This is a genomic window from Belnapia arida (genome assembly GCF_016773205.1).
Classification (GTDB): domain Bacteria; phylum Pseudomonadota; class Alphaproteobacteria; order Acetobacterales; family Acetobacteraceae; genus Belnapia; species Belnapia arida.
In genome coordinates this window covers 77,933-92,685 of the sequence record NZ_JAETWB010000014.1, presented here as the reverse complement: position 1 = coordinate 92,685, position 14,753 = coordinate 77,933, and the positions used below count along the sequence as shown (strand labels likewise).

General features: G+C 66.5%; 14 protein-coding genes. 11 read left to right on the top strand and 3 right to left on the bottom strand.

The annotated features are described in order from the left end of the window. Positions 1–548: 548 nt before the first annotated feature. Positions 549–1,022: a hypothetical protein gene (locus JMJ56_RS21165; RefSeq protein ID WP_202833760.1), complete on the bottom strand. Its 474-nt coding sequence runs from the start codon at positions 1,020–1,022 to the stop codon at positions 549–551. A gap of 1 nt (position 1,023) precedes the next feature. Between JMJ56_RS21165 and JMJ56_RS21160 the strand changes: the two genes are divergently transcribed. After that, on the top strand, positions 1,024–1,230 hold the full coding sequence (locus tag JMJ56_RS21160) for a hypothetical protein (RefSeq protein WP_202833759.1): 207 nt from the start codon (positions 1,024–1,026) through the stop codon (positions 1,228–1,230). Between the two features lie 566 nt (positions 1,231–1,796). On the opposite strand, the gene JMJ56_RS21155 is transcribed toward JMJ56_RS21160, so the two are convergent. Beyond that, on the bottom strand, positions 1,797–2,759 hold the full coding sequence (locus JMJ56_RS21155; RefSeq protein WP_202833758.1) for a pirin family protein: 963 nt from the start codon (positions 2,757–2,759) through the stop codon (positions 1,797–1,799). Positions 2,760–3,029: 270 nt separating this feature from the next. On the opposite strand from JMJ56_RS21155, the gene JMJ56_RS21150 reads away from it, so the two are divergent. The 4 genes from JMJ56_RS21150 to JMJ56_RS21135 all read left to right on the top strand — a co-directional run bounded on the left by JMJ56_RS21150 (position 3,030) and on the right by JMJ56_RS21135 (position 8,124). After that, positions 3,030–3,197 carry a hypothetical protein gene (locus tag JMJ56_RS21150; protein ID WP_202833757.1) on the top strand — a complete coding sequence of 56 codons (168 nt, stop codon included), beginning with the start codon at positions 3,030–3,032 and terminating at the stop codon, positions 3,195–3,197. A 547-nt stretch (positions 3,198–3,744) separates the two neighbouring features. Next, positions 3,745–4,677: a Bug family tripartite tricarboxylate transporter substrate binding protein gene (locus JMJ56_RS21145; protein ID WP_202833756.1), complete on the top strand. Its 933-nt coding sequence runs from the start codon at positions 3,745–3,747 to the stop codon at positions 4,675–4,677. A 65-nt stretch (positions 4,678–4,742) separates the two neighbouring features. Then, positions 4,743–6,152 (top strand): MmgE/PrpD family protein, encoded by a 1,410-nt coding sequence (locus JMJ56_RS21140; protein WP_202833755.1) that lies wholly within the window; start codon positions 4,743–4,745, stop codon positions 6,150–6,152. Positions 6,153–6,486: 334 nt separating this feature from the next. After that, on the top strand, positions 6,487–8,124 hold the full coding sequence (locus JMJ56_RS21135; RefSeq protein ID WP_202833754.1) for a phosphoenolpyruvate hydrolase family protein: 1,638 nt from the start codon (positions 6,487–6,489) through the stop codon (positions 8,122–8,124). Here the strand turns inward: JMJ56_RS21135 and JMJ56_RS21130 are convergent. Then, on the bottom strand, positions 8,088–8,579 hold the full coding sequence (locus JMJ56_RS21130; RefSeq protein ID WP_328702442.1) for a phosphoenolpyruvate hydrolase family protein: 492 nt from the start codon (positions 8,577–8,579) through the stop codon (positions 8,088–8,090). The two genes, JMJ56_RS21135 and JMJ56_RS21130, sit on opposite strands and share 37 nt — an antisense overlap. A 256-nt stretch (positions 8,580–8,835) precedes the next feature. Here JMJ56_RS21130 and JMJ56_RS21125 point away from each other — a divergent pair, with 256 nt between their 5' ends. The 6 genes from JMJ56_RS21125 to JMJ56_RS21100 all read left to right on the top strand — a co-directional run bounded on the left by JMJ56_RS21125 (position 8,836) and on the right by JMJ56_RS21100 (position 14,752). Continuing rightward, positions 8,836–9,711 (top strand): branched-chain amino acid ABC transporter permease, encoded by an 876-nt coding sequence (locus JMJ56_RS21125; RefSeq protein ID WP_202833752.1) that lies wholly within the window; start codon positions 8,836–8,838, stop codon positions 9,709–9,711. 70 nt (positions 9,712–9,781) lie between these two features. After that, positions 9,782–10,699 carry a branched-chain amino acid ABC transporter permease gene (locus tag JMJ56_RS21120; RefSeq protein ID WP_202833751.1) on the top strand — a complete coding sequence of 306 codons (918 nt, stop codon included), beginning with the start codon at positions 9,782–9,784 and terminating at the stop codon, positions 10,697–10,699. Positions 10,700–10,767: 68 nt separating this feature from the next. After that, positions 10,768–12,039, top strand: coding sequence for an ABC transporter substrate-binding protein (locus JMJ56_RS21115; RefSeq protein WP_202833750.1), 1,272 nt, complete (start codon positions 10,768–10,770; stop codon positions 12,037–12,039). A 52-nt stretch (positions 12,040–12,091) separates the two neighbouring features. Continuing rightward, positions 12,092–12,838 carry an ABC transporter ATP-binding protein gene (locus JMJ56_RS21110; protein WP_202833749.1) on the top strand — a complete coding sequence of 249 codons (747 nt, stop codon included), beginning with the start codon at positions 12,092–12,094 and terminating at the stop codon, positions 12,836–12,838. After that, complete coding sequence (locus JMJ56_RS21105) at positions 12,838–13,539, top strand: ABC transporter ATP-binding protein (RefSeq protein ID WP_202833748.1); 702 nt, start codon at positions 12,838–12,840, stop codon at positions 13,537–13,539. Before JMJ56_RS21110 ends, JMJ56_RS21105 begins: the two co-directional genes overlap by 1 nt. A gap of 16 nt (positions 13,540–13,555) precedes the next feature. Beyond that, positions 13,556–14,752: a Tm-1-like ATP-binding domain-containing protein gene (locus JMJ56_RS21100; protein WP_202833747.1), complete on the top strand. Its 1,197-nt coding sequence runs from the start codon at positions 13,556–13,558 to the stop codon at positions 14,750–14,752. Position 14,753: the final 1 nt, after the last annotated feature.

Sequence of the window (14,753 nt, the reverse complement as noted above, 5' to 3'; positions counted from 1 at the left end):
CTTTTCTGTTGGCATGGAAAGGTGGCCAAGCAGACCGTGAATGGGTAGGCGACGGAGGGCTGCCTTATGTCGCGTGCAGCTGTAGCGCAAGCTGGACAGGAGCGGTACCAAATAGCACAGCTAACGAGCGCTGTGCGTGTATGTAGCCATCGGGCCATAGTTGGCATTGGCGTCGTCGTGGCTCGCTCGACCTGTTGCTGCTGTCCTGCACCGCCCTTTCTGTGAAGGCAAGGCCTGCTGCAGGCTGACACGTCCCGTGGCAGATCGTGGCAGGCTTCGGCAGGGTTAGCGCGCAGTCGATTGTAAGCGGTTGCGGCGATGCGGACTGCAACCTTGCCTTGGCGAACCTGATCCAGCGCATCCGCTACAGGCCGAGGCCACCCTTGCGGGTACCAAATACCCTCTCGAATCAGCACCGAGCTGGTGAAGTGAGTCGAGTTCATTCGCTGCACCATCCGGCGGGATTGAGCAGCTGCCACGATGGTCATCGCGCGCAGGCGAGCAGCGGGTTGATCTGCGGCACGCGGCGCTCGACGATGTCCGCACGCTCACGCAGATAGGGGGTCGGCCTCCTGGACAGGGAAGCAGCCGGCTGGCCGCCGTCGAACAACCGCGAGCAGCCTATGCTGCCGCACCGTGCGGAACTTATCGACAAACCGATCAGCACGGCCTGCGGCTTCGCGGTCATCATTGGGGCCGCACGTTTCTACTTCACTCCGGGTGTGCCGCGCGAGATGCGGCGCAGGCCGGAGGAGCTGCTGTCCCGGCTCCTCGCCAGCGCCGGGCTGGGCGGCGTGGCCCGCCTGAAGCGCTTCCACTCCGTTGGCATCGGTGAGTCCCATGCCGGCGAGATGTTGGCGGGAGTCGAGACGCTGACGCCAGGCGGAAGTCTGAAGCTGGGCTTCCAGGCGCATTACCCGGAGTTGGAGACCAAGCTCGCGGCGCGCGGCAGCGATCCGGTCGCGCTGGATCGCGCGCTCGCGCCGGTTGAGGTCGATCCGGCGTTGGCCGAGGATTTTCATCGTGGCCGAAGACAACCAGAGTCTGGAAGCGGTTGTCCTGGATCGCTGCGCGCGAAGCGGCTCGCTGGCCCTGGCCAACACCTTTACCGGTGGCGCCACCGCCTTCCGGCTGCTTCAGGGACGAGGAGCCAAGGAGATTGTCTGGCTTGGCCCGTCAACCGCCACGCGGGCCAGCTGGCCACCGCTGTCGGGCACGACGCTAACATGAGGCAGCGCCGGCGAGGGCGACGGCCTTGGCCCGGCGCTGCGGACCAGGAGCGGTGCCACCTATGCCCTGGTCGTGGCCGTCGCCATGGAGGCCGAGGCGACCGGGGCGGAGTGGGGATCGATCAGCATCGGCCTGGCGAAGCCCGGCGGCGGCGTCCTGTGAGAGGCGGGACTGATTGGCGGAAGTGGGTTCGCCTGGGCGCTTTTGGGATAGGGCTTGATTGATTGCGCGGCCACTTGCAGGGCCTCCGATCAACGAGCGCCTCGAATTCGAAAGCCGCCAAGCCTCCCCCTTCCTGGCACTGGAATGCGCGGGATGACGGATCGAGCGAGGGTCCGCCAAGTCATCTGAAGGGAAATACAGGCGAGGCAGCGCAGGTCGTGCTTCTCCGGCGGGACGGGGGCAGCGCAACCCTCCGTTCGAAACCTCGAACAGCTCGGCTTTGCGAGTCATGCCCCGATATGGAAGAGCTCTCGCCGCCTCAAGGCGGCCTAATGCTTAGCCGTCACAGGCTTGGCTCCTGAGCTCAAGATAGCGCTTCCAACACTCCGATGTTGAGCGATCGCTCAGGGGTAGAATACACCACCAGTCGCGCGCTGCGGCGCGTCGGTGCGGGTCGGCAGTGGGATGAACTCGGCCTCGTCGCCCGGCACGGTGTTGAAGCGGCCCTTTGCCCATTCCTCCTTCGCGGCCTCGATACGCTCAAGGCGGGAAGAAACGAAATTCCACCAGATGTAGCGCGGCCCCTCCATCGGCGCGCCGCCGAACAGCATGAAGCGCGCATCCGCCGTCGCTGTCACAGTGATCGCATCGTTGGGGCGAAGCACCAGCAGCTGCCCGGACTCGAAGCTGTCGCCGGCGATCTCGATCCGGCCGCTGAGCGTGTAGAGTGCCCGCTCGTCGTAGCCGGCATCGATCGGCATGCGCGCGCCGGCTTGCAGTTGCACATCGGCATAAAGGGTCTCGGATGCTGCCTCGAGGGGCGAGGTCATGCCGAAAGCGCGCCCGGCGATCAGCCGGGCCCGTATGCCGCCGGCCTCGACCACCGGCAGGGCGTCAGCGCCGTGATGCAGGAAGGCGGGATCGCTCTCCTCCTGCGCCACGGGCAGCGCCATCCAGGTCTGGATGCCGAACAGGCGCTGCCCGCTCTGCTTGCGTGCCTCGGCCGTGCGCTCGGAATGCACAATGCCGCGCCCGGCCCGCATCCAGTTCACCGCGCCGGGCTGAATCGCCATTTCGGTGCCGAGGCTGTCGCGGTGCAGGATCTCGCCCTCGAACAGATAGGTCAGCGTCGAAAGGTTGATGTGCGGGTGCGGCCGCACGTCGATGCCCTGGTCGGTCAGGAACTCGGCGGGCCCCATCTGGTCGAAGAAGATGAAGGGACCGACCATCTGCCGCTTGCTGGAGGGCAGAGCCCGGCGAACCGTCATCTCGCCGAGATCGACCGCACGCGGCACGATGGTGATCTCGATGGCTTCCGCGCTCCTTCGGTCGCCGAGGGTCGGGTCCGGGCAGGGGTTCCAGCTCATCGATCGTCTCCGTCCTTCGTGGTGATCCAACCGCGTCATGGTTGGGCAGGCGGTGCGCCCCCTATGGGGCGCGAGGTGGCAGCAACACTCGGTCGCGCCCGGAAAAACGCAGTAGGCGGCCTGCGCTCGCCTTCGGCCCCCCTCATGCATCACCAGGGCCGGCGCCGCAATCCGGTTCTGCGACCGCGCCGCCCCCTCCCGGGGGACGCCGTGCCGGCGCTGGTGTGCTGATTCCGTAGTTCCTCCGATCTGCTGGGATCGGAGGCAGAAGTGCTGGATGCCGCGCTGGAGGGATATTTAGGTCAAGTCGCGCAAGATCAGGCTGTAGTGCAGCCGCCACAGGACCACCAGCTTGATCACGACAGAAATATGCCGTTTGCGGTGCAGCAGCTTGTTGCAACGCAGTTTGAACTGCTTGGCACAGGCTCGGCAGCGTAATCGCCGGTAGCTCCGGCCGCTCCGCGATGGGGGCGGAGGCGCAGGCCGCGCAATTCCTCCTAGGCTCCTGCTCCGCTCCCCCAGGCGTTTACGAGCTACGCTGCAAGGAGCCCAAAGAACTCCTTTTGGATGACCGATGTAATGATGCTTGGACGGCTGTTCCGCGAACTCTTAGCCCTATGGCGACGCAGGCGTTCATCGCCGTTGCCCGACATTGAGGACCAGCGCCGCAGCAAACCTGCCCGAAGTTTAGCGGAGACGCTTGTCTGATGGACAGTATTGGAGTGGACAACGCCCCGTTCTGCACAGCCTTGCTCAACCACAGCGATGTCCGCAGGCCTCGAATCGGCTGAATCGTTGCAGCGAAGCGCGGTCGATGGCTATCATCCGCTCCGATTTGACGAAACCCCAGCCAACCGGGGAGGGAGAGGAGCCGCCTATGTCGATGTGCCACGCGGGTAGAGGTCCGCCTGCTGTTGGCGGATACATCAGGCGGAGGTCTGTCGTGGCGGCAGTCGCCGTGCCAGCTCTCCTTGCAAGGGCATCCGTGGCACGCGGGCAGACCGAAAGCTACCCATCCCGGCCGATCACGATCATCGCCCCACTCGCGGCCGGCAGCGCGGCCGACTCCCTGATGCGCGATCTTGCGCAGCAGCTCTCAAGCGTGCTCGGACAGCCTGCCGTCGTCGTGAATCGCGTCGGTGCCGGCGGCAACATCGGCACCACAGCTATCGCACGCTCCGCGCCTGACGGCTACACGCTCGGCCAGGTCAGCCAGGGCAACATGGTGATCAACACGGCCTTTTACCGGGACATCGGCTACGATCCGATCCGCGACTTCGCGCCAATCGCCGTGGTAGCAGCCATGTCGAACGTCATGGTGGTCTCGCGCCACAGTCCCTACCGCTCGGTTCGTGAGGTGATCGAAGCGATTCGGGCAAAGCCACCAGGCACAGTCACCTACTCTTCAAGCGGAGTTGGCACGAGCATGCACATCGCGGGCGCCATGTTCGCCCGTACGACCGATACGGAGCTTACGCACATCCCCTACACGGGTGCACCCGCCGCGATGACTGCGATCATCTCGGGAGACGTCGACACGGGCTTCTTCAACATCCCTGCTGCAAAAGGACTTCTCGCGGCGGGGGATCTCCGCCCGCTTGCCGTCACGGCCATGCGCCGCTCAGCCTCGTTGCCCGATCTCCCCACGCTTGAGGAGGCAGGGCTGCAGAATTACGACGTGTCGACCTGGCTTGGCCTCGTGGCGCCCGCGGGTACGCCACCGCTCATAATCGAACGTATCCATAAAACGCTTGACCAGATCCTCTCGCAGCCCGCCTTGAGGGAGAAGCTGACGACGCAGGGCTTCGACCTCCCGCCCGGGTCCGTGCCTGGGCCAGCGGAGTTCTTGCAGTTGATACAGGATGACTTGGCGAAGTGGCCGGCCATCTTGCGTCAAGCCGGCGCGAAGCCTGAGTAGGCCTCGCACGGGCATCCAGCGTCAGAAGGGGCTCCGTCTGCGGGCCTAGATCAAGGAGATTTCCTTTGTCCGCAGAAGCAGCAGGCGCTGGCGCAGCGCCTCTCACCAGAGTTCTGGCCGAGTTTGTGGTGGGCACCCGCCAGGGGGACATCCCGCCGCTCGCGCTCGATCGGGCCGCTATGAGCCTTGCCAGCACGATCGCCAGTGCGGCGGCCGGGTTGTCAATTCCGTCCGCGGCGATCGTCCGCGCGATGGAACTGGACGCGGGCGGAGCGCCTGCGGCCGCGGTGTGGTTCACCCCGGCGCGGCTCCCGGCGCGCGCTGCGGCTCGAACCAACGCCGTCTGCAGCGATGCCGCCGCCGCCGACGACAGCGATATGCGCAGCATTGCTCATATTGGCACCATCGTCTCGACCGTCTCCATGGCCCTCGCCGAGGAGTTGGGCCTCGGCGGGGCCGAGATGCTGCGGGCCATGGTGCTCGGCTACGAGGTAGCTGGCCGGATCGACGAGGCGCTCACGCCAGGCCGCATGCGCCGCGGGTTTCACGGCTCGGTCTCGACGGTGTTCGGCGGGGCCGTGGCGGCTGGCACCCTGCTTGGACTGGACGAGGAGCGCATGACGCATGCGATCGCGCTCGCCGCAACTTCGGTCGGCGGCATGGCGATAGCGGCCGATACGAGCTGGGCGCGTGAGTGGCATGCGGGCCTCGCGGCCATGCTCGGGCTGGATGCGGCGCGGGCAGCGGCGCGGGGCTTCCGCGCAGAGCCGTCCGTGCTTGAGGCGCCCCGGGGCTTCCTGTCGGCGATGAACGGCGAGGCGGTCAAGGCGATTGCTCAGGATCTCGGCGCGTCCTGGGATATCGTGACGGATATGGCGATCAAGCTGATGCCCGGGGCCCATCCATTCCACGCCATTGCCGAGGCGGCGTCCGAAGCGGCCATTGCCGGGAATGTGCGTCCCGATGAGGTCGAACGTATCGTCCTGACTGCCGCACAGCTTGCCGACTGGCACGGACCGACTCATCCGACGGACCTTGTCGGCGCGGCCCACAGCTTCGTCTACTTCGTTGCCGCCGCGGTGGCCGACCGCGGTTTCCGGTGGGAACACATTGAACCGGCCAAGATGGCCGACCCGGTGATCCAGGGCCTGCTCGCCCGTGTGGTTCTTGACCCGAACCCTCCACCGCTGCCTGACCGCTTTCCGCACCGACATGGTGGGACGGTGACGCTCGTCCTGAAAGACGGGCGCGAGGTAAGGAGCACCTGCAAGGCGCCGCGCGGGTCGCATGCCGGCGGCCTTGAGTGGGCGGATGTCGAGGCGAAGTACCGGCGCCTTGTGCCACTTTCCGGCCTCGCTCCTGACGCTGTCGAGGCGAGCCTCGTCTGTATCCGCTCGTTCCGTACGGGAGGGGATGTCGGCGCGCTGACGCGTAGGCTGGCCCTCCCATCCTTGGGGGAGCACGACCGGCACTGACCCGCGCGGGGGCTTCGCCTGTAATCCGGAGCCCGGGGTGCGGCATCCGCCGTTCCGCACGCGCTCGGCAGCGGCACGACCATTATCGGGGCAAACCGCAGGCGACGGCGTGCGGTGCCTACCGCAGCGTCATGGCAAGCGCGGCCCAGGTCGTGGCTCTGCTGAATGAACGATTCTTCGACGAAAGGCGGGCCGTCGCAGTAGGAGGCACAGCTCCTGCTCGCCCGTCTCAGACTAGTGGGCAAACAGGGCCAGCGCCGGCGGAGAGGGTGGCTGGGCCGCGCATCTTCGCATCCTGAGTCGGGCCCGCAAGAATGACTTCGGAGGCGATGCGATGCCAAAACGGCTTGAGATCCTTGTTGGTGCCGCCATCGGTCTCGGGATGACAGCGCGCGCCGCGGCAGACGGCGGAGCCGACTTCCTGCTGGCGCTCAGCGCCGGGCGGCTCCGCGTGATGGGCGCGCCATCAATCGCCGCGATGCTGCCGATCCGCGACAGCAATGCCTTCACCGACGAGTTCGCACGCGGGGAGATCCTTGATCGCGTCTCCATTCCGGTCTTCTTCGGCGCGGCCGCCTGCGACCCGCGCCTATCCATCGATGGGTTGCTGGGCCGCATTCGCGACGCGGGCTATCAAGGTGTGGCCAATTTCCCGACGGCCATACACTATGACGGCGCCTTCCGCGCCGCGTTGGAAGGCGCTGGGCTCGGCTTCGCGCGCGAGGTCGAGATGCTGCGCGCCGCACCGCGCTTCGGTTTGGCAACGCTCGGCTACGCCAAAACCCGTACCGAGGTGGACGCTGTCATTGCTGCCGGGGTCGAGCGCCTCTGCCTCAACTTCGGGTGGAACTCGGGCGGCAGCCAGGGCGTGCCGAGCGGCGTGCCGCTCGACCAAGCGGCGGAGCGGGCGCGCCGGGTATTCGCCCACGTCCGGCGCCGGGCACCCGGCACGCTTTGCCTCGTCGAGGGTGGCCCCATCATCGATCCGGGCCATCTGCTGCAGGTCTGCGACACGTCGCGGGCGGATGGCTATGTGGGCGGTTCGACACTCGACCGCCTGCCGCTCGAAATGTCCGTGATGCAGACCACCTCCGCCTTCAAGACGGCGGGGTTGCTGCGCGACAAACCGGCGCGCGAGGCAGGCCGGCTTCCAGGCCTGGTCGGACATTCGCAGGCAGTTCGCCAGCTTGCCGAGCGCGTGGCGCGCCTGGTCGCAACAGACCTGCCCATCTTAGTCGCAGGCGAGCCTGGCGCCGGCCGCACCACGGTCGCGCGGGCAATCCATCAGGCGAGCGGCCGCGCTGGCAGCCTGACCTTCCTTGACGCAAGGCAGGACATCGCCCCGCACCTCTTCGGGGAGGGTGGGCCGGCGGCGCTGCTCGCGCTGCGCCAGAGCACGGTGGTCATCGAGAACGCCGACGCACTGCCACCGACCTTGCGGACGAAGCTTGGGGACTGGATCGAGCGTGGCACCTTTGATCGCTTTGCCAAGCCAGAGGAGCGCGTGCCGCGCGCCCGGCTCGTGCTGACGCATCCACCGGGCGGAGAGGCGTTGGCGCGTTCGCTTTCGGCGCAGCGCCTCATAGTCCCACCGCTGCGGGACCGCATGGAGGACATCCCGCTGCTCGCGCGGGCGATGCTTCGTGGTATGCAACGCAATGTGGCGGAGCTGGAGCCGGCAGCGCTGCGGCTTCTCATGGCTCGAAGCTGGCCAAACAACCTGCGCGATCTGGCAGAGGTGCTGGCACAAGCTGCGACTGAAGCGGCGGGCGGGCGCATTACGCTGGCGGTGCTGGAGGCGCAACTCGGCCCGGCGAGTGCCGTCATGCCCGCTTCGCCGGTGGATGAGCGTGCCTGGATCCTTGATGCACTGCGCCGCAACCGCTTCCGCCGAGGCGAGACCGCGTCCTTCCTCGGGATCGCCCGCAAAACGCTCTACAACCGTATGCGCCGTTTGGGTCTCGAGACCTGAGCTGTGCACGGCGCGGCCCAGACCAGCGCCTCGCCGCCCTTGATAGCGACATGCCCGGCGAGGTCCGCCCACCATGCGGCAGCCTCGCAGCCCGGCAGTAGTCCGGGGTTTAGCAGGATGCGGCGCAGTCCGAGGCCGAGCGCCGCATCCACTGCGCGGCGCGAGGTTGCGCAGGCGATGGGCGTGAAACCCTGTTCCGCCAGGCGCTGAAGGAAGCGTAACTCGGCTTCGGCGCGGTAGCCGACAGCGGCAAGAGCGGCGGCTGTCTCGCCCTCCAGGATCTGCACGGTCGGGTAGTTCACCACGGCCGTGATGCCTGCCTGGCGCAGACTCGCCACCATGTCCGTCATCCGCAGAAAGGGATCGCAAGCGAAGACGCCGGCCACCGGCGGCGAGCCGCGGAAAGGGCGACGTGCCTTCAACGCTGCGCGCAGTGCGCCATTGATGTCGAGCACCGGCAGCAAGGCGACGAGGGGCCACATTCCAGGTGGAAAGGGGGCCAGGGCCGGAAGGAAGATCGCCCGGGACCGCTCGGCGGGTCCAAGTGCATTGATCTCGGCTCGCGGTTGAAGAGTTGGAAGCAGTCGGGTGGCCATTACCCATTCTTACCCATGCTTTGCACTCGAATCATCTTGCATCGCCCAAACTTGGACTGCCATGGTCGCGGCCGGAAGCGGCGCGACGACGCCGCCGGGAGGATCGGGCCGGCGCATGGACCTTGCGGCCACTATCGTGCTGAACGGGCTGACGCTGGCCGCGCTCTACTTCATTGTGGCGAGCGGATTCTCGCTCATTTTCGGGCTCATGCGCGTCGTCAACATGGCGCATGGTGCGATGTACCTGGTTGCCGGCTATGTCGGCTACTCGGTCTTCGAGCCGCTCTACGACCACGACCTCTGGTATGCCTGGTATGCCGGCTTGGCCGCGGGCGTCGCCTTTGCCGCGGTGTTCGGCGCGCTGGTTCAGGTGCTGCTGCTCGGCTGGATGCAGGGGCAGGAACTGCGGCAGGCCCTCGTCACCATCGGATTGTCCATCGTCGTCGCCGACCAGCTCCTCGCCATGTATGGCGGGACGCCGCGGCAATTCTTTGCACCCGATGCCATCTTCGGCTCGACCCGTGTGCCGGGGATAGGCGGTTATCCGACCTTCCGGCTCGTGCAGATCGGCGTTGCCGTGGCGGTGGGCGTAGGGCTGTGGCTGCTGCTGAACCGCACGAAGCTCGGCATGATGATCCGCGCTGGCGTCGATGACCGGCAGATGCTCGGGGCTTGCGGCGTGAACGTGCCGCTGGTTGGGGTGGCCGTCTTCTCCCTCGGCGCGGCGCTCGCTGGGCTTGGCGGCATCATCGGCGCCACCGCGCAGCCGCTGGCGATGGGGGCCGATGGACGCTTCCTGTTGATCTCCCTGGTTGTCGTCATCGTCGGCGGTATGGGCAGCGTGACGGGCACGGCACTCGGTGCTGTGTTGATCGGTCTGGCGGAGCAGATCGGCCAAGCGATGTTCCCGACCTATTCGGTCGTCCTAACCTTCGTTATCATGGTTGTCGTGCTGGCTCTGCGGCCGCAGGGGATTCTGGGCCGTGCATAGCCGCACGGTGACTTGGTCGCTGCTGAGTGCCCTCCTGCTGCTGGCGCTGCCCTGGCTGCTACCGCAGGTCATGCCTGCGGGGCAGGCACAGTTCTGGATCGCAAACATCCTAGGTCGTGCGATCGTCTTCGGCATTATCGCCATGTCGCTGACCTTCCTCGCCACCTATGGCGGCTTCATCTCGTTGGCGCAGATGATGGTCGCCGGGGTCGCGGGCTATACTCTGGCAGTCTTCGCCGAAGGTGCCGTGCCGCGCATCGTCGGCGGCCTCGGCTATGGCGCCGCCATCCCGCTCGGCTTGCTCGCCGCCACCGCCATGGGGCTGCTGGTCGGCGCGATCAGCATGCGCACGCGCGATATCTATCTGCTGATGATCACGCTGGCGCTGGCGATGGGCGTATTCCGCTTCATCGAGACCAACATCGCTTGGTTCAACGGTTACGAGGGCATCCGTAACGTCGTCGGTCCTTCGGTGCTCGGCATGGATTTCCGAAATACCTTCGTATTCTACCACGTCGCGCTCGGCACGGCTGCGCTGCTATACATCGGAATCATCTACTTGGTGCGGACGCCCTTCGGGCTGGTGTTGCAGGGAATCCGTGACAATCCCAGGCGGGTGGCGGCGCTGGGCTATTCCGTCGCGCTGCACCGTACCGCCGCCTTCGGCGTCGCCGGCTTTATCGCGGGGTGCGGCGGCGTACTCTCCACGATCTACAATATCGGGATCTCGCCAGGCACGATCGGGCTCGGCGGCACGGTGAACGTACTGATCATGAGCGTGATCGGCGGCCTCGGCCATCCGATCGGCGCCTTCATCGGCTCGCTGATCTTCACCGTCTTCGATACCTTTGCGGCGACGATCTACGACCGCGACCGCTTCAACACGCTGATCGGCCTTGTCTTCCTGGCGATAGTACTGGTTTCGCCGGACGGCGCGATCGGCATTGGCGTGCGACTGCGCCGCCTGCTCGCAGCATCGCGACGATGAGCGCAACGTATTCGGGGACAAGCCTGCTTCCGCGCAGCACGTCAACGGATCATGAAGGAGGGATTGCCATGGACGTCCGGATCACCCGTCGCGCCACCTTGCTGGGCGGCGCGAGTCTCGCGGCCGGCGCGCTCGCCGCGCCCTCCATCGCGCAGAACGCGCCCATCCGCCTCGGCGGTCTCACCACATTGGAGGGCCCCTTTGCCACGGGCGGACAGGATGCCTATCGCTGCGTGCAGATGGAGCTGGAGCGCGTCAACCATACCGTCGGCGGCCGGCGGATCGAGTTCGTCCGCGAGAGCTCCAACGCCCAAGCCGACGTGGCACTGGCCCGCGCCCGTAAGCTGATCGAGCAGGACAATGTCGACATCATCCTCGGCCCGCTCTCAGGTGCGGAGGGCATCGCGCTCCGCGACTACTCTCGCACGCTGACGGGCAAGACTATTGTCAACGGCTCTTCCGGCGCGTCCGATACAACGCTGCGCAACCCGTCGCCGAATTTCTTCCGTTTTTCCACCGATGGCACGCAGTGGATGGCCGGGCTTGGCAAGCATGTCCATCAGACCATGGGCATCCGCGAGGTTGCGGTCACCGCGGGCGACTACGCTTTCCCCTATGCACAGGTCTTCGGCTTCAACCTGGAATTCTGCCGCCTCGGCGGCCGCACGACGCATTACTGGGCGCCGCTCGGCACCACCGACTTCACCTCGCAGATCGCACAGATCAACCGCTCCAACGCGGGCGCCGTCGTAGTAGTGCATGGTGGTACGGATGGTCTTGCCTTCATGACGCAATACGCCCAGGCCGGCGGCAGCAAACCGCTGATCGGCGGCTCCATCATGGCCGACCAGACGATGCTGTCAGCGCGCGGCCCGCATCGCCGTGTCATGGTTGACATGATCTCCGGGGGCCCGATCGCAGATGTCATCGACGACCCGACCTGGAACGACTTCGTCGCGCGCTACCGCCGCCGTTGGGCAAACGAGGGCGGCTTCACCTCGCCCTCCATCCATGCTGTCAACTACGCTACCAACCTCTACGGCATCCTGCATGCCCTGAAAGCGGTGAACGGCGACCTGTCGAGCAACCAGCAGCCCTTCCAGCACGCACTCGCCGCCGCCGAGATCACCGCACCTACCGGCGCAGCGGTGAAGCTCGACCACAACCGCCAAGCGATCTCCGACATCTTTCTGAACAAGATCGAGGAGCGGGGCAGCACGGCGCAGGTCGTCGCCTTCGGCCGCACACGGGCAGTCAACCAGACACTCGGCTTGCCCGAGCAGCAGTTTCTGACGCTCGGCTCGCCCTCGCGCGACAACACGGGCTGCATCGCCTCGTGAGCGGCAATCGGCGGCGCTGGCCTGCCTGGCCCCGCCAGTCCCGCGGCCGACCGTGACCGAACCCGCCATCCGCCTCCGTTCCGTCAGCCGCCGTTTCGGCGCGCTGCAAGCCGTGCGCGACATCAACTTCGACGTCATGCATGGCGAGCGGCGTGCCGTGCTCGGCCCGAACGGCGCGGGCAAGACAACGCTGTTCAACACGATCTGCGGCGACTTCCCGCCGACTTCCGGCAGCATCGCCTTCTTCGGCGCCGACATTACAGGACTGAAGCCGCACCAACGCACGCGCCTGGGGATTGGCCGCACCTACCAGACTTCGCTGCTGTTCAACGGGTTGACGGTGCTCGAAAACCTGTTCATTGCGGTGCGCGGCCTGCGGCCCAACCGTTTCTCATTTCTCCGCCCCCGCCGCGGCGATGAAGCAGTGGCCAAGGCGCGCAACCTCGCGCAACGCATGCGGCTGGACCATCTCGTGGATGCGGAGGTGGTGAACCTCAGCCACGGCCAGCGCCGTCAACTCGAAATCGCAATGGCGTTGGCCGGTGATCCGCGCGTGCTGATGCTGGATGAGCCGGCCGCAGGCCTCTCGCCCGGCGACCGGCCGGAGCTGCTGAGGCTGCTGCATGACCTGCCCCGTACGCTGACGTTGATCCTAATCGAGCATGACATGGACATCGCGCTGCCTGCAGCCGACATCGTGACGGTGATGAAGGACGGTGAGGTTATCGTAGAGGCGCCACCCGACCGAATCGAGGGTGATCCGGTGGTGCAATCCATCTATCTCGGCGGCGGCCACTGATGCTGGAGGTGCGCGATCTGCATGTGCGGTTCGGCCAAGCGCACATCCTCCAGGGCGTCTCGCTCTCGGTCGGCGAGCGGCCTGTCGCAATCGTCGGGCGCAACGGCATGGGCAAGACCACACTGTGCCAGGCAGTAATGGGCCTCGTCGCCACGAGCGAGGGAGGAATCGCGTTCGGCGGTCGTCGGCTGAACGGCATGCCACCCTACCGCATCGCGCGGCGCGGCGTTGCGTTGGTGCCGCAGGGACGGCGCACTTTTCCGTCCCTTTCGGTGGATGAGCATCTGCGGCTGGTCGCGGTGCCGGGCGCCAGCTGGAACATCGAACGCGTCTACCGAACTTTCCCACGCTTGGCGGAGCGCCGTCGCAACGGCGGCGCGGAACTCTCGGGCGGCGAGCAGCAGATGCTCGCCATCGCGCGAGCGTTGCTGATGAATCCGAAGCTCGTGATCATGGATGAGCCCAGCGAGGGCCTCGCCCCGGTCATTGTCGACCAGCTCATCGCAGTGCTGCGAGGGCTGCCGGCGGATGGCATGGGGGTATTGCTGGTCGAGCAGAACCTGCGGGTGGCGACCGAGGTGGCCGAGGATGTCGCAATCATGGTGACGGGCCGCATAGCCGCGGCGATGCCGGCTGCGCGGCTTGTGGGGGACCAGGAACTGCAGCGCCGCTACCTCGGCGTGGCGGCAGGCGGGCGTTGACGCAAGGAGGGACGTGATGGCGAGGGTCTACGTCATCGGCACAATGGACACGAAGGGCGAGGAGCTGCATTTCGCGGCGGATTGCGTGCGCCGCACCGGCGCGGTGCCGGTGCTGGTGGATGTCGGCACCAAGGGGGGCGGTCACGACGCCGACGTGACCGCAGCCGAGATCGCCACATACCACCCCGCAGGCGCCGACGCCGTACTCGGTCTGAACGATCGCGGTAAGGCGGTGACCGGCATGGCGGAGGCCTTGACACGCTGGCTGCTCGCGCGCGCCGATATCGGTGCGGTGCTCGGCCTTGGTGGATCGAGCAACACGGCGCTGGTGACGCAGGCGATGCGGGCGCTGCCGATCGGCACGCCGAAGCTGATGGTCAGCACCGTCGCCTCGGGCAATGTCGCGCCCTATGTCGGTCCGACGGACATTGCAATGATGTATTCCGTGGCGGATGTGGCTGGCATCAATGCGATATCGCGTCGGGTGATCGCCAATGCCGCGCATGCAGCGGCTGGCATGGCGCTGAGCGCTCCGCCCGCCGCTGCTGTCCCGGAGAAAACGGGCATCGGCATGACCATGTTCGGCGTCACCACCACCTGCGTGACCATGCTGCGCGAGGCGCTGGAGCCGACGCATGAGTGCTACGTCTTCCACGCCACCGGCGCCGGCGGCCGCAGCATGGAGAAGTTGGCCGATTCCGGCCTTGTTGCGGCGCTGATCGACCTGACGACGACCGAGGTGCCGGACTTCCTGTTCGGCGGCGTTTTTCCTTGCGATGACGATCGCTTTGGCGCGCCGATCCGCACGGGCCTGCCTTATATCGGCAGCGTTGGAGCGGTAGACATGGTGAATTTTGGCGCGAAGGACACAGTGCCGGCGCAGTTCGCCGGCCGCAACCTCTACGTCCACAATCCGCAGGTCACGCTCATGCGCACCACGCCGGAGGAGAACCGAGCAATCGGTCGCTTCATCGTGGAGCGGCTGAATCACATGGACGGCCCGGTCCGCTTCCTGCTGCCGCTCGGCGGCGTCTCGGCCATCGATGTGCCCGGTATGCCATTCCACGACCCGGATGCCGATGCCGCGTTGTTTGACACCATTCGCGCGGGCTTCGCGCCCGCTCCGAACCGCCGGTTGATCGAGGTGCCGGCTGCGGTCAACGATCGCACCTTCGCTGATGCCGTCCTTGCTGCCTTCCGGGAGATCGCCTGAC